This is a genomic window from Streptosporangium nondiastaticum, from assembly GCF_003011965.1.
GTDB classification, from domain to species: Bacteria; Actinomycetota; Actinomycetes; order Streptomycetales; family Streptomycetaceae; genus Streptomyces; species Streptomyces nondiastaticus.
On record NZ_PXWG01000061.1, the window covers coordinates 17,822 to 37,079 of the forward strand.

19 protein-coding genes and 1 tRNA gene are annotated in these 19,258 nt (G+C 73.2%); 9 read left to right on the forward strand and 11 right to left on the reverse strand.

Annotated elements, in window-relative coordinates:
- Positions 1-39 precede the first annotated feature (39 nt).
- Positions 40-1,134 carry a zinc-binding dehydrogenase gene (locus B7P34_RS21135; RefSeq protein WP_106678713.1) on the forward strand — a complete coding sequence of 365 codons (1,095 nt, stop codon included), beginning with the start codon at positions 40-42 and terminating at the stop codon, positions 1,132-1,134.
- 1 nt (position 1,135) lies between these two features.
- Here the strand turns inward: B7P34_RS21135 and B7P34_RS21140 are convergent, their stop codons facing one another.
- From B7P34_RS21140 to B7P34_RS21160, 5 genes are all read right to left on the reverse strand, one after another.
- Positions 1,136-1,690 carry a DUF2165 domain-containing protein gene (locus B7P34_RS21140; protein ID WP_106678715.1) on the reverse strand — a complete coding sequence of 185 codons (555 nt, stop codon included), beginning with the start codon at positions 1,688-1,690 and terminating at the stop codon, positions 1,136-1,138.
- Between the two features lie 180 nt (positions 1,691-1,870).
- Positions 1,871-3,103, reverse strand: coding sequence for an acyl-CoA dehydrogenase family protein (locus B7P34_RS21145; RefSeq protein ID WP_106678717.1), 1,233 nt, complete (start codon positions 3,101-3,103; stop codon positions 1,871-1,873).
- A gap of 6 nt (positions 3,104-3,109) precedes the next feature.
- Positions 3,110-4,132: a phosphotransferase family protein gene (locus tag B7P34_RS21150; protein WP_106678719.1), complete on the reverse strand. Its 1,023-nt coding sequence runs from the start codon at positions 4,130-4,132 to the stop codon at positions 3,110-3,112.
- Between the two features lie 154 nt (positions 4,133-4,286).
- On the reverse strand, positions 4,287-5,228 hold the full coding sequence (locus B7P34_RS21155; RefSeq protein ID WP_106678721.1) for an MBL fold metallo-hydrolase: 942 nt from the start codon (positions 5,226-5,228) through the stop codon (positions 4,287-4,289).
- 86 nt (positions 5,229-5,314) lie between these two features.
- Entirely contained in the window at positions 5,315-5,755 is a 441-nt protein-coding gene (locus B7P34_RS21160; protein ID WP_030367596.1) for a MarR family winged helix-turn-helix transcriptional regulator, read from the reverse strand.
- Between the two features lie 132 nt (positions 5,756-5,887).
- Here B7P34_RS21160 and B7P34_RS21165 point away from each other — a divergent pair, with 132 nt between their 5' ends.
- Both B7P34_RS21165 and B7P34_RS21170 read left to right on the forward strand, forming a co-directional pair.
- A complete protein-coding gene (locus tag B7P34_RS21165; protein ID WP_106678723.1) occupies positions 5,888-7,381 on the forward strand; it encodes an MFS transporter in 1,494 nt (497 codons plus the stop codon).
- A gap of 33 nt (positions 7,382-7,414) precedes the next feature.
- A complete protein-coding gene (locus B7P34_RS21170) occupies positions 7,415-8,341 on the forward strand; it encodes an NADP-dependent oxidoreductase (RefSeq protein ID WP_106678725.1) in 927 nt (308 codons plus the stop codon).
- A gap of 666 nt (positions 8,342-9,007) precedes the next feature.
- Here the strand turns inward: B7P34_RS21170 and B7P34_RS21175 are convergent.
- Positions 9,008-9,523 (reverse strand): NUDIX hydrolase, encoded by a 516-nt coding sequence (locus B7P34_RS21175; RefSeq protein WP_106678727.1) that lies wholly within the window; start codon positions 9,521-9,523, stop codon positions 9,008-9,010.
- Positions 9,524-9,557: 34 nt separating this feature from the next.
- Positions 9,558-10,454 carry a DMT family transporter gene (locus tag B7P34_RS21180; RefSeq protein ID WP_223268070.1) on the reverse strand — a complete coding sequence of 299 codons (897 nt, stop codon included), beginning with the start codon at positions 10,452-10,454 and terminating at the stop codon, positions 9,558-9,560.
- 372 nt (positions 10,455-10,826) lie between these two features.
- Between B7P34_RS21180 and B7P34_RS21185 the strand changes: the two genes are divergently transcribed.
- Together B7P34_RS21185 and B7P34_RS21190 are read left to right on the forward strand one after the other, a co-directional pair.
- A complete protein-coding gene (locus B7P34_RS21185) occupies positions 10,827-11,828 on the forward strand; it encodes a hypothetical protein (protein WP_106678729.1) in 1,002 nt (333 codons plus the stop codon).
- 69 nt (positions 11,829-11,897) lie between these two features.
- Positions 11,898-13,424, forward strand: a complete 1,527-nt coding sequence (locus tag B7P34_RS21190; RefSeq protein WP_106678731.1) for an APC family permease — start codon at positions 11,898-11,900, stop codon at positions 13,422-13,424.
- Between the two features lie 42 nt (positions 13,425-13,466).
- Here B7P34_RS21190 and B7P34_RS21195 read toward each other — a convergent pair whose 3' ends face one another.
- Both B7P34_RS21195 and B7P34_RS21200 read right to left on the reverse strand, forming a co-directional pair.
- The gene (locus B7P34_RS21195) at positions 13,467-13,877 is read right to left on the reverse strand and encodes a hypothetical protein (protein WP_106678750.1); all 411 of its coding nucleotides are present in this window, start codon (positions 13,875-13,877) and stop codon (positions 13,467-13,469) included.
- 127 nt (positions 13,878-14,004) lie between these two features.
- Positions 14,005-14,089: transfer RNA gene (locus tag B7P34_RS21200), tRNA-Leu, on the reverse strand.
- 241 nt (positions 14,090-14,330) lie between these two features.
- Between B7P34_RS21200 and B7P34_RS21205 the strand changes: the two genes are divergently transcribed.
- The 3 genes from B7P34_RS21205 to B7P34_RS21215 all read left to right on the forward strand — a co-directional run bounded on the left by B7P34_RS21205 (position 14,331) and on the right by B7P34_RS21215 (position 17,113).
- Positions 14,331-15,668, forward strand: coding sequence for a M20/M25/M40 family metallo-hydrolase (locus B7P34_RS21205; protein WP_106678733.1), 1,338 nt, complete (start codon positions 14,331-14,333; stop codon positions 15,666-15,668).
- A gap of 141 nt (positions 15,669-15,809) precedes the next feature.
- Positions 15,810-16,043: a chaplin gene (locus tag B7P34_RS21210; RefSeq protein WP_106678735.1), complete on the forward strand. Its 234-nt coding sequence runs from the start codon at positions 15,810-15,812 to the stop codon at positions 16,041-16,043.
- Positions 16,044-16,198: 155 nt separating this feature from the next.
- Positions 16,199-17,113 carry a chaplin family protein gene (locus B7P34_RS21215; protein WP_106678737.1) on the forward strand — a complete coding sequence of 305 codons (915 nt, stop codon included), beginning with the start codon at positions 16,199-16,201 and terminating at the stop codon, positions 17,111-17,113.
- Between the two features lie 72 nt (positions 17,114-17,185).
- Here the strand turns inward: B7P34_RS21215 and B7P34_RS21220 are convergent, their stop codons facing one another.
- Positions 17,186-17,374, reverse strand: a complete 189-nt coding sequence (locus tag B7P34_RS21220; protein ID WP_106678739.1) for a DUF5703 family protein — start codon at positions 17,372-17,374, stop codon at positions 17,186-17,188.
- Positions 17,375-17,421: 47 nt separating this feature from the next.
- Between B7P34_RS21220 and B7P34_RS21225 the strand changes: the two genes are divergently transcribed.
- Positions 17,422-18,210 carry a hypothetical protein gene (locus tag B7P34_RS21225; RefSeq protein ID WP_106678741.1) on the forward strand — a complete coding sequence of 263 codons (789 nt, stop codon included), beginning with the start codon at positions 17,422-17,424 and terminating at the stop codon, positions 18,208-18,210.
- 40 nt (positions 18,211-18,250) lie between these two features.
- Here the strand turns inward: B7P34_RS21225 and B7P34_RS21230 are convergent.
- Positions 18,251-19,258 (reverse strand): ATP-dependent DNA helicase (locus tag B7P34_RS21230; RefSeq protein WP_223268071.1); only part of this gene is annotated, 1,008 nt, incomplete at its 5' end.

Genomic DNA, 19,258 nt, shown 5'->3' on the forward strand with positions numbered 1-19,258 from the left:
GTCCTCGCTCCCCCTGCCGTCACTGTCGAGAGGAATGGCATGGTCCGCGCCGCCGTACTGCCCGCCGTGGGCGCTCCGCTGCAGATGGCCGAGATCGACCTGCCCGCGCCCGGCCCCGGGCAGGTGCGGATCCGCCTCGCCGCCGCCGGGGTGTGCCACTCCGACCTCTCCCTGTCCAACGGGACGCTGCGCCAGCCCGTGCCCGCCGTCCTCGGGCACGAGGGCGCGGGCCGGGTCACCGCGGCCGGCGAGGGGGTGACGCACGTGGCGCCGGGCGACCTGGTCGTCCTCAACTGGGCGCCCTCCTGCGGCGGCTGCCACTTCTGCGGGCTCGGCGAGCCCTGGCTGTGCGCGGGCGCCGCCGCGGCCTCCGCCGTCCCCTACGCGACCCTGGCCGCCGACGGCAGCGCGCTCTACCCGGGCCTCGGCACGGCCGTGTTCGCCGAGGAGACCGTCGTCCGGGCCGATGCGGCCATTCCGCTGCCCGGGGGGATACCGCCGGTCGAGGCGGCCCTGCTGGGCTGCGCCGTGCTCACCGGATACGGCGCGGTCCACCACTCCGCGAAGGTGCGCGCGGGCGAGTCCGTCGCGGTCTACGGCGTCGGCGGCGTCGGGCTCGCCACCCTGCAGTCCGCGCGGATCGCCGGCGCGGGCACCATCGTGGCCGTCGACGTCTCCCCGGAGAAGGAGGAGCTGGCCCGCGCCGCCGGCGCCACCGAGTTCGTCGTCGCGGGAGCGGACACGGCCAAGGCCGTCCGCAAACTCACCGGCGGCTGGGGCGCGGACGTCGCCATCGAGTGCGCGGGGCGGGCGGACGCGATCCGCACGGCCTGGTCGTCGACGCGCAAGGGCGGCAGGACCACTGTCGTCGGCATCGGCGGCCTGGACCAGCAGGTGACGTTCTCCGCGCTGGAGCTCTTCCACTTCGGGCGCACGCTCTCGGGCTGCGTCTACGGCAACAGCGACCCGGCGAAGGACCTGCCCGTGATCGCCGAGCACGTGCGCGCGGGCCGCTTCGACCTGTCCGCCCTGGTCACGGCGCGGATCGGGCTCGACGGCATCGCGGGTGCCTTCGAGGCGATGCTCGCGGGGCGGGGCGGGCGGTCGCTCGTGGTGTTCTCCGAGGGGGCGTAGGTCAGCCCTCGGGGGAATGCCACTGCGGGGACGGCAGGTGGATCAGCACGAGCACGAACCCCGCCAGCAGGAAGTTCCGCCCGGCGGCCTGCAGGCCGTTCCACTTCTGGGACTGCCACATCGCGAACCACTCGCCGCCGATCGCGATGAACCCCGCGCCGAACAGCAGCAGGACCATCACCAGCCCGAGCGTGCTGAGCCGCCGCGCGCGCCGGAAGCCCGTGCCGCGGCTCGTGAGGCCGCGCACCCACAGGACCGTCGCGGCCACGAGCACGACCGCGGCCAGCGTCTCCCAGACGATGATCGCGAGGTAGGCGATGTCCTGCAGCGTGCGGTCCGTGACGGCCCGCCACATCAGGTCGTCGTCCCGGAACGTCGTGTCCATCGCCAGGACGTGCCGGACGAACTCCTGGTTCGTCCCGAAGTCGGTGATGTTGCCGAAGGCGACGAGCGCGATGTAGAGCGCGACGGTGCCGGTGAGCGCCGCCGCCGCGAACGGCAGCCCCCCGAGCCGCACGGCGTCGCGCGGCCCCCGCACCTTCCACTTGGCGGCCATGCGACCTCCCCCTCCGGCCTCGCCCGTACAGATATTCCTGCCCGCCGGGCGAGGCCGCTACGCGGCGGAGCGGCCCGCGCGGCTACCGGTCTGCGTAGTCGCGGTCTGCGTAGTCACCGGTGTGCCTGTCACTGGTGTGCCTGGTCACCGGTGTGCCAGCCTGGTCACTGGTGTGCCTGGTCACCGGTACTGCCGCAACTCCCGCCGCGCCAGCGACCGCTGGTGCACCTCGTCCGGCCCGTCGGCCAGGCGCAGCGTCCGCGCCGCGGCCCACAGCTCCGCCAGCGGGAAGTCCTGGCTCACGCCGCCCGCCCCGTGCAGCTGTACGGCCTTGTCGAGGATGTCCACGACCGTCCGCGGAGTGGCGATCTTGATGGCCTGGATCTCGGTGTGCGCGCCGCGGTTGCCCACGGTGTCCATCAGCCACGCCGTCTTGAGCACCAGCAGCCTCAACTGCTCCACCGCCACCCGCGAGTCGGCGATCCACTGCTGCACGACGCCCTGCCCGGCCAGCGGCTTGCCGAAGGCCGTGCGGTCCAGGGCGCGCCGGCACATGAGCTCGATCGCCCGCTCGGCCATGCCGATCAGCCGCATGCAGTGGTGGATGCGGCCGGGGCCGAGGCGCGCCTGCGCGATCGCGAAGCCGCCGCCCTCCTCGCCCACGAGGTTGGCCACCGGTACCCGTACGCGGTCGAAGACGATCTCGGCGTGGCCGCCGTGGTAGTGGTCCTCGTAGCCGTAGACCCGCATGGCGCGCCGCACCCGCAGGCCGGGCGCGTCCCGCGGGACCAGGACCATCGACTGCTGGCGCCGCGGGTCGGCCCCGTCCGGATCGGTCTTCCCCATCACCACGAAGATCTCGCAGGCGGGGTTCATGGCACCGGAGATGTACCACTTGCGGCCGGTGATGACGTACGCGTCGCCGTCGCGCTCGATGCGGGTCCCGATGTTCGTCGCGTCGGAGGAGGCGACGTCGGGCTCGGTCATCGCGAACGCCGACCGGATCCGGCCGTCGAGCAGCGGCTCCAGCCAGCGCTTGCGCTGCTCCTCGCTGCCGAACTGGGCGAGCAGCTCCATGTTCCCGGTGTCGGGGGCGGCGCAGTTGAGGGCGGTGGGGGCCAGTTGCGGGCTGCGGCCGGTGATCTCGGCGAGCGGGGCGTACTGGAGGTTGGTCAGCCCGCCCCCGTACGCCGCGTCCGGGAGGCCGTGCTCGTTGGTGAAAAAGAGGTTCCACAACCCCCGCCGCCGGGCCTCCGCCTGGAGCTCGGCGACGACGGGCGGAGCCGTCCACGGGTCGTCCAGGCCGGCCCGCTGCTCCTCGGCGACGTCCTCCGCCGGGTACACGTGCTCGTCCATGAACGCGAGCAGCCGCCTGCGCAGTTCCTCGGTGCGGGCGTCGAATGCGAAGTCCATGGCCGGTCAGCCCTTCCGGAGGGTGGTGAGTCCGTTGTCGATGAAGCGCGGGACGAGCTGCCCGATGCGGTCGAAGCCCGCGCCGACGGTCTGCCCGAGGGTGTAGCGGTAGTGGATGCCCTCCAGGATCACGGCGAGCTTGAAGTAGGCGAAGGCCGTGTACCAGGGGAGCGCGGAGACGTCGCGGCCGGACGCGGCGGCGTAGCGCTCCACGATCTCGGCGGGCTCGGGGTGGCCGGGGGCGTCGCGCGTCGTGCTGATGGGCGAGCCCGGGACGGGCTCCTGCTCGCTGTACATCACCAGCAGGCCGAGGTCGGTGAGCGGGTCGCCGAGCGTGGACATCTCCCAGTCCAGGACGGCGGCGACGCTGTCGTCCGCGCCGATCAGGACGTTGTCGAGCCGGTAGTCGCCGTGCACGACCGCGGCGGCGGGGGAGGCGGGCAGCGCGGCGGCGAGAGCGGAGCGCAGCGCGTCGATGCCCGGCAGCTCCCGGTTGCGGGACGCCTCCAGCTGCTTGCCCCAGCGCCGCAACTGCCGCTCCAGGAAGCCTTCCGGGCGCCCGAAGTCCGCGAGACCGGCCGCCTCCGGGTCGACGGCGTGCAGCTGGACGAGCGTGTCGGCGAGCCCCAGCACGACCCGCCGGGTGCGGTCCGGCCCGATCGCGGCGAGCTGCCCGGCCGTCCGGTACGGCGTCCCGTCCACGAACTCCATCACGTAGAACGGCGCCCCGAGCACGCTGTCGTCCTCGCACAGCAACAGCGCCCCGGGCACCGGCACCGCCGTGCCGTGCAGCGCGCTGATCACCCGGTGCTCGCGCCGCATGTCGTGGGCGGTGGCCAGCACGTGCCCGAGCGGCGGCCGGCGCACCACCCACCGGCCCGTGCCGTCGCTGACGGCGTACGTGAGGTTGGACCGTCCCCCCTCGATCAGCCGGGCCGTCAGCGGCCCCCGCACGAGCCCCGGAAGCTCCTGCTCCAGATGGGCCCGCAGCCGTTCCGGATCGAGTCCGGGGGGATTGCCCTTGCTCATCGCACGCTCCTCGTCAGGGGAGTTGGCCGGTACGTCCGCGGGCCATCATGCCGACCGGTCGGTATGCCGTCCAGGGTGCGTGTGGTCCCGCACGTGCCCGCGCGTGCGTGCCTATGCCTGCCTATGCCTCCCGCCTATGCCTGTCTATGCCTGTCTACGCGTGGCAGACCATCGGCCGGCCGCCGTTCATCGTCATCATGTCGCCGAGGACGGTCGGCAGGTCGAGCGGCTCCCCCAGGGGCCGGCCCTCCAGTTCGGCGTAGGCGCGGTGCAGGTTGGCGACCAGGCGCTCGCTCTCGTGCAGGGCCGCGAACTCGCCGAGGTCGGCGGCGCGGGCGGCCTCCAGGGGAGTGCGGCCGGCGGCGTGCTCGGTGCGGGCCAGGTCCTGGATCCAGCGGAAGTAGCGTTCGAGGACGTCGTAGACGCCGGGGTCGGTGACCGGGCCGTGACCGGGCACGACCGTCTCGGCGTCCAGCTCGCGCAGGACCTTCAGGGAGTGGAGCGAGCCCGCGAGGGAGCCCATCAGGAGGAAGGGGGTACCGCCGTTGAAGACCAGGTCGCCGGTGAAGACGACGCGCTGCTCCGGCAGCCAGGCGATGGTGTCGCCCACGGTGTGCGCCGGGCCCGGGTGGATCAGCCGGATCTCGGTGTCGCCCACGTGCAGGGCGAGGGTGTCGGTGTAGGTGACCTCGGCGGGTGTGATGCGGACGTCACCGTACTCGACCTCGGGCCAGATGCCGTGCAACTGCAGGCCCGAGTCGACGGTCTGGCGGCGGCACTCCTCGTGACCGACGACGGTCGCCTCGGGGAAGACGCAGTTGCCGTAGGTGTGGTCGCCGTGGTGGTGCGTGTTGACGATCGTGGTCGGCAGGGGCGCGCCCGCGTCCGCGACGGCGTCGCGCAGCAGCCGCGCCCGGCGGACGGTGGCCGTGGTGTCGATCAGCGCCGTCCGGCCGCCGCCGGTCACGATCCCCGCGTTGTTCAGGCACCAGCCGCCGTCGGGCTGGACGAAGGCCGTGACCCCCGGGGCGAGGCGGACGGTGTAGGGCTCGGCCGGCTCCGCTCCGACGGACGCGACCGGGCTCGTGCTGCACATGGAAGACCTCCCCTTGCCTCCGCGCGGGGTGCGCGGAACGGACTGCCCGTCAGAATACGGGCGCCGGGAAGGCGGCGCGGAGGATGTCAGCCGCGGTGCTCCAGGCCGGGGCGCAGCCGCTCCAGGAGCCCGTACAGCGTGGTGCGCTCCTCCTCGTCGAGGGTGTCGAGCGCGCTGTGGGTGGCCTGCATCTCGGCGCGGACGCGGCGGATGGTCTCGTGGCCCTCGTCGGTGGCGACCACGTTCTTCACGCGGCGGTCGGCGGGGTCGGGCTCGCGGCGCACCAGGCCGCGGGCCTCCAGGCGGTCCACGATGCCCGTGACGTTGGAGGCGTCGCACACCAGCAGCGTGGCGAGCCCGCGCATGGGGACGGGGCCCTTGAGCTGGGAGAGGAGCTTGGCCTGGACGGACGTGAGGCCGTGCCGGGCAGCGGCGGCGGCGAAGTCCTGCCACTGGGCGGTGCCGAGCGCCGCCACGAGCTCCAGGAGCTGGGCCTTGGTCGGGGTCCGGGGTGCGGTGGCGGTCATGGTTCGAGTGTACTCAAGAGGTTGAGGTAATAAAACATTAACTTGACTACCTGAAGTATTGCGGCCTACCGTGGTCCGGGTTGCTTGACGATCTCAAGCATCAATGTCGTGAAGTAACAGAAGGATTTCCCCTTGACCTCCTCACCGGCTCCCGCACCGGCCTCCCCACGCAACGAGACGGTCATCGTCTTCGCCCTGAGCCTCGCCGCCATGGTCGTGTCGATGATGCAGACCCTGGTCGTCCCGATCCTCGGCCTCATCCAGAGCGACCTGGAGACCAGCTCCGCCAACGTCAGCTGGGTCACCACCGCGACCCTGCTCTCCGCCGCCGTCTTCACCCCGCTCCTCGGCCGCTTCGGCGACCAGCACGGCAAGAAGAAGACCCTGGTCGGCGTGCTGGTCGTCATGGTCGCCGGCTCCGTCCTCGCCGCCGTCACCCACTCCCTGCTGTGGCTGATCGTCGGCCGCGTGCTCCAGGGCGCCGCCACCGCGATCTTCCCGCTCGCGCTCTCCGTGCTGCGCGAAGAGGTCCGCCCCGCGAAGCTGCCCGGCGCCATGGCCATGGTCAGCGGCACCCTCGCCTTCGGCAGCGGCCTCGCCCTCGTCGCCACCGGCCTGCTCACCTCCGGCGACGACCCCGACTACCGCAGCGCGTTCTGGCTGGCCACCGGCCTCGCCGCGCTCGCGCTCCTCGCCGTCGCCCTCCTCGTCCCCGCCACCCGCGAGACCACCGGCGGCCGCACCGACGTCCTCGGCGCGCTCACCCTGGCCGCCACCCTCGTCCTGCTCCTGCTGCCCATCACCCAGGGCCACGAGTGGGGCTGGTCCTCCGGCCGCACCCTCGGCTGCTTCGCCGGCGCCGTCGTCATGGCCGCGCTCTGGACGCTGGTCGAGCGCAAGGTGCGCGAGCCGCTGGTCGACATGAAGATGTTCGCCCACCGCCCGGTCCTCTTCGCCAACATCGCCGGCCTCCTCGTCGGCTTCGGCTCCTTCGCCCTCTTCATCGGCGTGTCCTACCTCGTCCAGATGCCCGACAAGATCGCCGGCTACGGGTTCTCCGCCAGCGTGCTGCGCGCCTCCGTCGAGTACCTGCTGCCCAGCACCATCGTGTCGCTGCTCGCCGCCCCGGTCGGCGGCCAGCTCGTCCGCCACAAGGGCCCCCGCCTGGTCCTGCTGCTCGCCTCCCTCATCGGCACCGCCGGCTTCGTGTGGATCGCGCTCGACCACGAGCACACGGTCTCCGTGATCGCCGCCGGCATGTTCGTCGGCGCCGCCATCAGCTTCGGCTACGCCGCCATGCCCGCCGTGATCGTCGCCAGCGTCCCGCCCCGGCAGACCGGCATCGCCAACGGCATCAACTCCATCTCCCGCTCCACGGGCAGCGCCATCGGCAGCGCCATGATCACCACGGTGCTGGCCTCCAAGAGCCTTGAACACCTGCCGCCGGGCGCGCCCAAGCTGCCCGCCGAGAGCCAGTTCACGCTCACCTTCGTCATCGCCGGCACGGCGTTCCTGCTCGTCGCCCTCGTCGCCGGGCTCGGCCTGCGGAAGATCCACGCCCGGCGCGCCGAAGTGGCGGAGCCCGCCGCCGCGGCGGACGCTGAGACCGCACCCGCCGGCGCCTGACGCGCGCCCCGTACCCCGCGAGGAGCACCACCCATGAAGGCCATCAGCTACCGGACCTACGGAGGACCCGAGGTCCTCGAATTCGGCGAGCGGCCGAACCCCAAGGTCGGCCCCGACTCCGTCCTGGTCAAGGTCAAGGCCGCCGCGGTCAACCCCGTCGACTGGAAGGCCCGCTCCGGCTACCTCGACCCCGCCCTCGACGCGGTCTTCCCCGTCATCCCCGGCTGGGACGTCGCGGGCGTCGTGGTCCGGCCCGGCGCCGACGTCACCGAGTTCGCCGAGGGCGACGAGGTCATCGGCTACGTCCGCGAGGACTTCCTCTCCCGCGGCACCTTCGCCGAATACGTCGCCGCGCCCGTACGGACCCTCGCGCGCAAGCCGAAGAACCTCACCTTCGAGGAGGCCGCTGGCCTGCCGCTGGCCGGGCTCACCGCCTACCAGGCCCTGGTCAAGGCGCTCCGGCTGTGGGAGGGCGAGACCGTGCTGATCCACGCCGCGTCCGGCGGCGTCGGCACCATGGCCGTCCAGATCGCCCGGCACTTCGGCGCGCGCGTCATCGGCACGGCGAGCGAGCGCAACCACGACTACCTGCGCTCCCTCGGCGCGGAGCCCGTCCTGTACGGGGACGGGCTCGCCGAGCGGGTGCGGGCGCTCGCCCCGGAGGGCGTCGACTCCGTGCTCGACCTCGCCGGCGGCGACGCGCTCGCGGTCTCGCCCGGGCTCCTCGCCCACGGCGGCCGGCTCGCCTCCGTCGCCGACCCGGCCGTCCTCGGCCACGGCGGCCGCTATGTCTTCGTCCGCCCGGACCGGTCCGACCTCACGGCCCTCACCGATCTGGCGGAGAACGGCAAGCTCACGGTGGAGGTGGCGAAGGTCTTCCCCCTGGAACGCACTGCGGAAGCCCACCGCCTCAGCGAGCAGGGTCACACCCGCGGCAAGATCGTAGTAACGGTCGACTAGCCGCCACGCGCGGAGCCCGGTGGCTCGGCCGCGCCCACTTTCCTCCGCCGCGGCGGTGATCAGCCCCGGTGGCGGGTTCCGGCGGTGCCGTTCCGGGCGCGCCTGGTTTCGGCACCGCCGGTCAGGCGTGTGGTGGTTGCTCGCCGTGGCGGCGGAGGGGGTGTGCGGGGCGCGGCCCGGGGGCTGGTGCAGGCTTCGCACCTTTCTTCCGCCGCGATGGTGATCAGCCCCGGCGGCGGGTTCCGGCGGTGCCGTTCCGGGCGCGCCTGGTTTCGGCACCGCCGGTAGGGGCGCGTGGTGGTTGCTCGCCGTGGCGGCGGAGGGGGTGCGCGGGGCGCGGCCCGGGGGCTGGTGCCGGCTTCGCACCTTTTTCCGCCGCGATGGTGATCAGCCCCGGTGGCGGGTTCCGGCGGTGCCGTGCCGGGTGCGCCTGGTTTCGGGACCGCCGGTAGGGGCGCGTGGTGGTTGCTCGCCGTGGCGGCGGAGGGGACGCGCGCGGCCCGGTGCCGGTGCCGGCTCCGCACTTTTCTTCCGCCGCGACGGCGATCAACCCCTACGGCGGGTTCCGGCGGTGCCGTGCCGACCGCGGCCGCGCCCGCCGCCTGCGCCCCCGGCGCGCCGTTCCACCGGCAACCCCGCCCGGCAGGGCTCACCGCTCGGCAGGGCTCACCGCCCCCGGAGTCGGCGGTACGCCTCGAAGCCGTCCGGGACCCAGTCCCACTCGCCGAGCCGGGCGTGGAGCTCCTCCTCGGAGAGGAACCCGTGCCAGGCGACCTCCGACACCTGCGGGCTGACCGCCAGGTCGCACCGCACCTCGTAGACCGCCGACCACCACGATCCCCCCGGCCCCTCGTAGAGGAACCGGAACAGCGGCGTCGGCGCCGGCAGCCCGGAGACGCCGAGTTCCTCCTCGGCCTCCCGCAGCGCCGCCTCGTCGTACGACTCGCCCGCCCCCACGACCCCGCCCACGAACATGTCGTGGCGCGAGGGGAAGACCAGCTTCCCCGGGGTGCGCCGGTGGACGAAGATCCGCCCGTCGGCGTCCCGGGCGAGGACGAACACGCAGCGGTGGCGCAGGCCGCGCGCGTATGCCTCCCCGCGCGGGGCCTGCCCGACCACCCGGTCCTGCTCGTCGACGATGTCCAGCACTTCGTCCGCCGGCTGCGGTGTCAGATCGCTCATGCGCCCATGAAAGCAGCGCGCCCCGCCCCGCCGCTCAGTGCGGCTGGAGATCGCGCACCCGGTCCACTTCCGCCGTCCCCGACGGCATCGCCGGATGCCGCCCGATCAGCACGATGCCGATCACGATGGCCACCAGCCCGGCCGCCTCCCAGGCGAGCGCCCCGGGCGAGGTGTCCAGCCGGTCGCCGAGGAACCCCACTCCGCAGGCGATCCCGGCGAGCGGCTGCGCCGCGGTCAGGGCGGGCAGGGACATCCGCAGCGGGGCCGTCTCGAAGGCGCTCTGGACGAAGAGCAGAGCCGTGAGGCCGAGCACGAGCACCCCGTACGGCTGCCAGGTCAGGAAGAACGCCGTCAGGCCGTCCTCGGACAGCCGTTTGCCACTGACGCGCGTGAGGGCGTCCTGCAGCCCGTAGAGCAGCCCGGCGGCGATCGCCAGCATCGGCGCTTCGACGCTCATCCGGGCCCGTTTGGAGGCCGCGGCGAGCGCGAGCGCGCCGCCCACCACGATGCCGATGATGAGCCAGTGCCGCAGAGGATCGGTGACGGTGGCTCCGCCGTGCGGCTGACCCGCGACGATGAAGGCCGCGACGCCGCCGGCCAGCAGCCACAGCCCGCCCCACCCCGACCGGCCCAGCGGCTGGCGGGTCTGCCAGCGGGAGAGGGCCATCGCGAACAGCAGGTTCGTCGCGAGGAGGGGCTCGACCAGCGACACCTCGCCCTGCCCCAGCGCGATCGCGCCGAGGACCATCCCGCACACCATCATCCCGATGCCGGCCAGCCAGCGCGGCATCCGGACGAGGTCGAGCAGCAGCCGGAGGGAGAGGAAGTCGCTCATCGGGGCCCGCTGCGCGGCGTTCTGCTGGAGGACGAAGCCGATGCCCAGGCAGCAGGCCGCGCTCACGGCGAAGGCGAAGACCATCACGTCGCGCACCTCAAGACCATTCGGTCGTCGGGGACTTGACAGAAAAACGATAGCCGCCTTGTGGGCGGTGTGACGGCCGAGTACCCCTCTTTCGTGCGGCCATCCCCTCCAACGGTCGACACCTCCCGGGAGTGCCCCGCCGTTCGTCGAACTGCTGTCCGTAGGGTGGGTGTGCGAGTCGCGTACGGCAGTGCGGGGCGCGGGGGAGTGAACCGCGGTAACCGGAACTGACCTCTTGTGAGTTGATGAACTGTCAGCCCCAAGATCGGGTCTTGACTCGGAGTAGTGACTACCGCTTTGCTGTGCGTGACTGACGTGGATGCATGCGGACGCCCCGACCAGGCGGCCGGAGGGGACGTACGCCGTGGAGGAAGCCCGCAGATGACGCCCCCGCGCCCCCTAGGGAAAGCGGCCCGGGCTGCCCGCTCCCGGAACAAGGACGGGGTGGCCTTCGACGCCGCCCTCGACGACGGCGCGCTCGCCACCGTCCGTGACGCCCTCGCCCGGGGCCGCTGGACCGAGGCCCGCCGGCTGCTCGCCGAGACCGGCGACGACTGGGACCGCCGCGGCCACCGCCTCGTCGTCCTCGCCGAGGGCCCCTCCAGCCTCGCCTGGGCCCGCGAGTGGCAGCTCGCCGAGCCCGACAGCCCGGACGCCGCGGCCCTCCTCGCCTGCGCCACCGTCTTCCGCGCCGTCGACGGCAAGGACAGCCCCGAGACGGCCCGCGCCGCCTGCCTGGTGGCGGCCAGGATGGCCCCCACGGACCCGTCCCCCTGGCTCGCCGTCCTCATCCTCGCCCGCCGCACCGGCACCGACGACGAGCGCGTGCGCGCCTTCGACCAGGTCCGCGCCCGGCACCGGGACCACCACCACGCCCACCACCTCATGGCCGCCTGCCTCGCCGAGCACCAGGAGGGCGACCGCGACGACCCCCTGCACGAGGTCTACGACTTCGCCTCCTGGGCCGCCGAACAGGCGCCCGCGGACTCGCCCTTGGCCGTCCTGCCCGTCGTCGCCCACGCCGAGCGCTACCGCGTCCTCGCCCGCGCCGGCCTCGAACCCGGCGACCCCGCGCTCTCCCGCCACTGGACCAGCCGCCGCGCCCGCCAGGTGATGAAGGCCGCCTTCGACTGGTGGCTCGAATGGGACATAGACGAGAACGACGAGCACACCGGCGCGCCCGCCGGCGGCGCCCACCCCCGCCGCAAGGTCGACCTGAACTACCTCGCCCACGCCAAGCTCCACGAAGGCCGGCTCGCCGAGGCGGCGGCCCTGCTCACGCGCATAGGGCCGCACGCCACCCCCGCGCCCTGGTCCTACCCCGACCGGGACGCGGGCCGGGCGTTCCAGGACGCGCGCCGCGCCGCCCTCGGCTCCGCCTGACCCCGTCCGGCAGCCGCGCCACCCCTGCACCACTGTCCCCGCTCTCCCCACGGGAAGGACCACCCCGCCATGACGACGGGCACGACGAGCGAGATCAGCACGTTCAAGGGCCAGGAGAGACGCCTGCGCGCCGACCGCATAGGGCTCGCCGGCCTGCTCCTGTCCGTGGTCGCCGCCAGCGCGCCGCTCATGGTGACGGCCGGCGTCATGCCCACCACGTACGGCACGATGGCCATCGTCGGGCAGCCCCTGCTCTTCGTCATCCTCGGCGTGGTGCTGACCCTCTTCAGCTTCGGCTACGCCGAGATGAGCCGCCACGTCCACAACGCCGGCGCCTTCTACGCCTACATCGCCCGCGGTCTCGGCGGCACCGCCGGCGCGGCCGCCTCCGTCGTCGCCCTCGTCGCCTACAGCCCCATGCAGTTCGGCATCTACGGCATCTTCGGCTACGAGCTCTCCGGTCTGCTCCACGAGCACCTCGGCATCGGCGTCGCCTGGTGGGTCCCCGCCCTGGCCGCCGTCCTCGTCGTCGGCGTCCTCGGCTGGCTGAAGATAGACCTCAGCGCCAAGGTCCTCGGCGTGCTGCTGCTCATCGAGTGCGTGATGGTCGTCGCGTTCGACGTCGCGGGCGTCGCGAGCCCCGGCCCGGAGGGCGTCTCCTTCCACGCCTTCGATCCCGCCACCCTCGGCGGCGGCGGGCTCGGCACCGCCCTCTGCTTCACCATCGCCGCCTTCGTCGGCTTCGAGCAGGCCGCCGTCTACGCCGAGGAGACCAGCCGCCCGAACGTCGTCGTCGCCCGCGTCACCTTCCTCGCCGTCGGCTTCGTCGCCCTCTTCTTCGCCCTCAGCTCGTGGGCCCTCAGCGTCGCCGCCGGGCCCGGGCACATCGTCGGCCTCGCCCAGGAACAGGGCCCGAACCTCCTCTTCGGCCTCACCGAGGACCGGCTCGGCGGCACCTTCACCGACGTCATGCACGTCTTCTACGTGACCGGCATGTTCGCCGCCATGCTCAGCTTCCACAACGTCGTCGCCCGCTACGCCTTCGCCATGGGCCGCGAGGGCCTGCTGCCCGCCGCCGTCGGCCGCACCTCCCGGGCGAGCGGCGCCCCCGCCTACGGGTCCCTGCTGCAGAGCGGCGTGTCGCTGCTGGCGGTGCTGCTCTTCGCGCTGACCGACGGCCGCCCGCAGGGCGACCCCACCGCGCCGGTCCTGCGCCTGTTCACCTGGAGCGGCAACGTCGGCGCCCTCGGCGTCATCATGCTGATGGCCGCCGCGTCCGCCGCCGTCATCGCCTTCTTCGTGCGGCGCGGTGCCGCGCGGGCCCAGGCGCCCCGCCTCGTCGCCTCCGGCGTCGCCGGCGCCGCCCTCCTCGTGATCGCCGCGTACGCGGTCAAGGACTTCGACGTCCTCCTCGGCGCCGACCCCGGCTCGCCCCTGCGCTGGATCCTGCCCGGCACCATCGGCGCGGCCGTCGTCGTCGGCATCGGCTACGGCATCGTCCTCAAGTACGTGCGGCCCGGCGTGCACGGCAGCATCGGCCTGGGGAACGAGGCGTTCCAGCTGGAGAAGGCGGCCGCGGCGGCCGAGCGCGCCTAGCGGGCCCGGCGGGGAAGGCCGCGCGCCGGCCCTCCACGGCCACTAGCCCTCCACGGCCTTCCCCACCCGCCGCGACACCGTGAACGCGTACAGGTCCAGCACCCCCGGCGGCTCCGCCAGCCCGGGCCCGCCGGCCCGCACCCAGGCGGCTATGTCCGCGAGCACGTCGTCGTCGTTGACCAGCCCGAGCCAGACGGGCCGGCCCCCGGCCGCCCGCCCCGCCGCCGACGGCTGGACGACCACCACGTTCGCCTGGTCGCACACGTCCAGGCACTCGGACGCCCGCACCTGCGCGGCACCGCCCAACGCGGCCCGCAGCCGCGGGATCTGCCCCGCGTGATCCACCCCCGGCACCTTCCGGGCGTCCCCGCAGCAGCAGCCGCGGCAGACGGTGATCCGGCAGGGGGCGGAGGAGACCGCCGGCGCCGTGCGCCGGGACTGGTTCGTGATCATCCGCCCGATGATACGCACGGGCCGCCCGGGCCCGGCCTCCGTCGGGCGGGGGAAGACGGCCGTGGGAAAACGACCCGGGCGCGGGAAAACGAAAGGAGCCCCAGCAATCGCTGGGGCTCCTCGCCGGTGTCCGAGGGGGGACTTGAACCCCCACGCCCGATAAAGGGCACTAGCACCTCAAGCTAGCGCGTCTGCCATTCCGCCACCCGGACCAGGTGTTTCGCCGTCCGGGCCGTGGCCCTTCCGACGAGGAAAACAATACCAAAGATCCGGGGGTGCTCGATCACCTGCCCGGTGGCGGCGGTGCGGGGGAGTGTGACGGGCGGATGTCGGCGGATGTCGGGCGCATTGCGGCCTTGGGCCGGGGCGGGCGGAGAGAGAGGATGGCCGAGGACCCACGCCGCGGACCGCCCCAGCAGGGCGGGCCGCGGCAGCGAACCACGAGGAGGCAGCGTGAGCGAGTCGAAGCCGGCCGGGGCGGGCAGCGGCGGCAGGGGCGGCGAGGACGAGGTCGTCGACCTCTGCCGCGATCTGATCCGGATCGACACCAGCAACTACGGCGACCACTCCGGGCCCGGCGAGCGAGCCGCCGCCGAGTACGTGGCGGAGAAGCTCGCCGAGGTCGGGCTCGAACCGCAGATCTTCGAGTCCCACAAGGGACGCGCGTCGACCGTGGCGCGGATCGAGGGCGAGGACCCCTCCCGGCCCGCCCTGCTCATCCACGGCCACACCGACGTCGTGCCGGCCAACGCCGCCGACTGGACCCACCACCCCTTCGCGGGCGAGATCGCGGACGGGTGCCTGTGGGGCCGCGGTGCCGTGGACATGAAGGACATGGACGCGATGACCCTCGCGGTCGTCCGCGACCGCATGCGCACGGGCCGCAAGCCCCCGCGCGACGTGGTGCTCGCCTTCCTCGCCGACGAGGAGGCCGGCGGCGTCTACGGTGCGCGCCACCTGGTCGACAAGCACCCCGGCCTCTTCGAGGGCGTGACGGAGGCGATCGGCGAGGTCGGCGGCTTCTCCTTCACGGTCAACGAGAACCTGCGGCTCTATCTGATCGAGACCGCCCAGAAGGGCATGCACTGGATGCGGCTCACGGTCGAGGGCACCGCGGGCCACGGTTCGATGACGAACAAGGACAACGCGATCACCGAGCTGTGCGAGGCGGTCGGCCGGCTCGGTCGGCACGAGTTCCCGGTCCGGATGACCAAGACCGTGCGGTCCTTCCTCGACGAGCTCTCCGACGCGCTCGGCACCCCGCTCGACCCCGAGGACATGGAGACGACGCTCGCCAAGCTCGGCGGCATCGCCAAGATGATCGGCACCACGCTGCGCAACACCGCGGCCCCGACGATGCTCGGCGCCGGGTACAAGGTCAACGTGATCCCGGGACAGGCCACGGCGCACGTGGACGGAAGGTTCCTGCCGGGGTACGAGGAGGAGTTCCTCGCCGACCTCGACCGCATCCTCGGGCCGCGGGTCAAGCGCGAGGACGTGCACGCGGACAAGGCGCTGGAGACGAGCTTCGACGGCAAGCTGGTCGACGCGATGCAGTCGGCGCTGAAGGCGGAGGACCCGATCGCGCGCGCCGTCCCGTACATGCTCTCGGGCGGCACGGACGCGAAGTCGTTCGACGACCTGGGCATCCGGTGCTTCGGTTTCGCGCCGCTGCAGCTGCCGCCGGAGCTGGACTTCGCGGGCATGTTCCACGGCGTTGACGAACGAGTGCCCCTGGAGGGCCTGAAGTTCGGCGCACGGGTTCTCGACCGCTTCCTCGATCAGTGCTGAATCGGGGGCTAAACTCCGTAAGTTTGTGCCGAGTTAACCGTAACGAGTGAATGATTCTAGGGTTGCGTAGCCCGATTACCTCCTCGTCGTTACAGGTGTGCGGTCCGCGGCTGGGACCGCATTGCCCACAAGGAGGAATCCATGATCAAGAAGGTCGTCGCTTCCGCGGCCGTTACCGGTGGTCTCGTGCTCGCGGGTGCTGGCCTTGCCGCTGCGGACGGACAGGCCCAGGGGGCTGCCGTCAACTCGCCCGGCGTGGTCTCCGGCAACGTGCTCCAGGTGCCGGTCCACGTGCCGGTCAACGTCTGCGGCAACTCGATCGACGTGGTCGGGCTGCTCAACCCCACGTTCGGCAACACCTGCGTCAACGACTGACGTCGTGCCTCAACCCGTAAGGGGCTGACATGGGCGGCTCCGGAGTGACATGCGCGCACTCCGGAGCCGCCCGGGCTTTCGATGCGCGAGCAGTGGGCACTTTGTCCCTATTGCTGGCGCATATCCGTATAGCGCAAGCAGAGAGGCAGGACTCAATGCGACAGGTCACCAAGAAGGGCCTGATCACCGCAGCGGCGGCGAGCGGCGTGCTCGCGGCCGTGACCGGCAGCTACGCCCAGGCGTCCTCGGGCGCCTCGGGCCACTCCGTCAACTCGCCCGGCGTGGCGTCCGGCAACACCGTCCAGGTCCCGGTCCACGTGCCGGTCAACGCCTGCGGCAACACGGTGAACGTGATCGGGGCGCTCAACCCCGCGGTGGGCAACCACTGCTTCAACGGCGGCGGTCACCAGGGCGGCGGGCACGGCGATCAGGGCCACGGCGGTGGCAACCACGGGCACGGTGGATCCAGCGCCCACGGCGCCGCCACCGACTCGCCCGGCGTGGCGTCGGGCAACACCGTCCAGGTCCCGGTCGACGTGCCGGTCAACGCCTGCGGCAACAGCGTCAACGTCGTCGGCGTGGGCAACCACACCACCGGCAACGAGTGCGCCAACGTGAGCGAGGGCGGGCACGAGTGGCCCGGCCACCCCGGTCACAAGCCCCCGCACAAGCCCGGCGACCACGACGGGGCCCACAAGCCGCCGTCGCGTCCGGGCCACCCCGGCGGGCACGACTGCGACCACAAGCCGCCGGCCAAGGACCACGACAAGCCGGCCGGCCACGAGCCGGGCAGCCACACCCCGGGCCAGGACAAGCCGGGCGACCACGCCCCTGCCGGGCAGAAGCCCGCGCAGACGGCCGCCGCGCACATCCCCGCCCCCGCGGTGAAGGACGCCCACAAGGGCGCCCCGATGGCCGCCCCGGCCAAGGTCGCGGCCTCTCCGGCCGCCAAGGCCGTTGAGCTCGCGCACACCGGCGCGGGTCAGCTGGGCATGGCCGGCGCCGCCAGCGCCGGTCTGCTGCTCGGCGGCGCGGTCATCTACCGCCGCGCGCGTGCCGGGCAGAACTGACCCGGTCGCTCGCAGCACCGTCTGACGACACGGAGCGGGTCCCGCCACGCGGGGCCCGCTCCGTGCGCACGCTCACCAGGTGGCGCGCACCTGACGGATGATCCTGCGGCGCAGCCGCACTCTGCGACTGCCGTCGGGGTAGAGGCGAAGGCGGTCCAACTCCCAGTGTCCGTACTCGGCGTGATCGGTCAGCAGGCGTGTGGCGGCACCCCGGGAGACCCCCCGCGGCACATACACATCACAGAATTCGTATTCCGGCATCGCATCTATTGTGCGGGAACGGGCCCGGTGCGGATAGCGTCTGCACTATGTCTGATGCTGCGCAGCCATCCGCTGCCGAGGTACGCGCCGCCGCCGAGGCGGTCAAAGCCGCTCTGGACCGCCACCTCGACGCCGTCGAACGCCGGTCGGGCGAGGACGACCCGGCCGTCTACGCCGCGTTCAACGAGCTGGCCGCGACAGCCGAGGCCTACGACGAGCTGCTCTACGACACCTATGACGAGGTCACGCCCTTCGAGATCCCCGGCGACGACACCCTGCCCGCCTATGCCGGGCCGGAGGAGCCGAGCGCGCTCAGCGTCCTGATCCGCAGGGACTACGCCGTGGTGGAGCCGCAGCGGCTGCTCGCCCAGGCCCAGCGCGTCGCCGACCTCGACCCCGACCTCGACACGCCGCCCGGGACGGCCGGCGCCGCCGTGGGCAACGTGGGTGGCAGCGTGCACGCCGCGCTCGGGGTGATCTTCGGTGAGTACGAGCCGGACGAGATCGCTTCGCGGCACAAGGAGTTCGGCCTGGAGGAGGGCGACTCCACGCTCTGGGTCACCGCGGCGGAGGACCCCGCCGAGCCGGGGGAGTGGCTGTCGGCCCCCTTCGACCAGGCCGATCCGCAGCGGGTGATCTGCCGTTTCGACGTCAGCGCGGTCTTCGACGAGGAGCAGGACCTGGACGACGACGGCGATGACGACGCGGATGACGTCGACGACGGTGACGATGTCGACGACGGTGACGACGTCCTGGACGTCGATGCCGACGACGACGCGGACGCCGCGCCGGAGAGAGGCAGCGGCGGCGCGCCGGCCTCGCCGTCCGGCCGCTGACCCGCCTCGGGCCCGGGCTCCCGCCCGGGCCCGGACTTGCTCACCCGGCCTGGTGCGCCTGGGCCCGCAGCAGGGCCCGCAGCCGGGTCGTCCGCTCCTTCGCCGGGACCTCCGCGACGGCGCGGGGCAGTGCCTGGTCCACGCCGTGCACGACGGAAAGGTGCCGCTCGGCCCGGCCGAAGGCCGTGTAGACCCACGAGCGCGTGAGCGTACGGGCCGCGTCGCCCGGCAGGACGACCACGGCCGCCGGCCAGCGGATGCCGGCCGCCTGGTGGGCGGTGACGGCCCAGCCGTGGCGGACCGCCTCGGCCACGCGCTCCCGCGGGACGAGGACGGAGGAGCCGCCGCAGTCCAGCCGGAGCCCCTCGGGCTCCGCGCCCGCCACGGTGCCGGGGACCATGCGGCCCGGCGCCGGCACGTACGCCACGCGGTCGCCCGGGTCGAAGCCGCCGAAGCGGCCGGGGCCGGGGTTCAGCCGCTCCTTCAGCGCCGCGTTGAGCGCGCGGGTGCCGGCGGGGCCGCCGTGGCCCGGGGTGATCACCTGGGTCTGCTCGGCGGGCACGCCGATCGCCCGCGGGATGGAGTCCGCGACCAGCTGCACCGTCCGGTGCACGGCCTCGCCCGGATCCCGCACCGGGACGATCACGACCTCCTTGCCGGGGGCCGCCGGCTGCGTCAGCTCGCCGACGCCGATCCCCGACACCAGCTCGCCGACCGGGCCCTCGTCGGGCGTGCGGGAGACGACCGCCGGGCAGGCGCGGGCCGCCACCACGTCCGCGAACACGCGGCCCGGGCCGGCGGACCACAGCACGGCCGGGTCGCCGCTGAGCACCAGGCGGGTGCCGTCGGCGAGCGACTCCACCAGCACGGCCGCCGTCTCGACGTCGAGCTGCGGGGCGTCCAGGACGGCCAGCACGTCGACCTCCTTCCTCGACGCCATCCGGCGCAACGCCGACCGCATGCAGCGGGTGATCGCCGACCTGCTGCTGACCACCCGGATGCGGGCCACCGCCGGCCTGGAGCTGGAATTCGGCGACGTGGAGGTGGA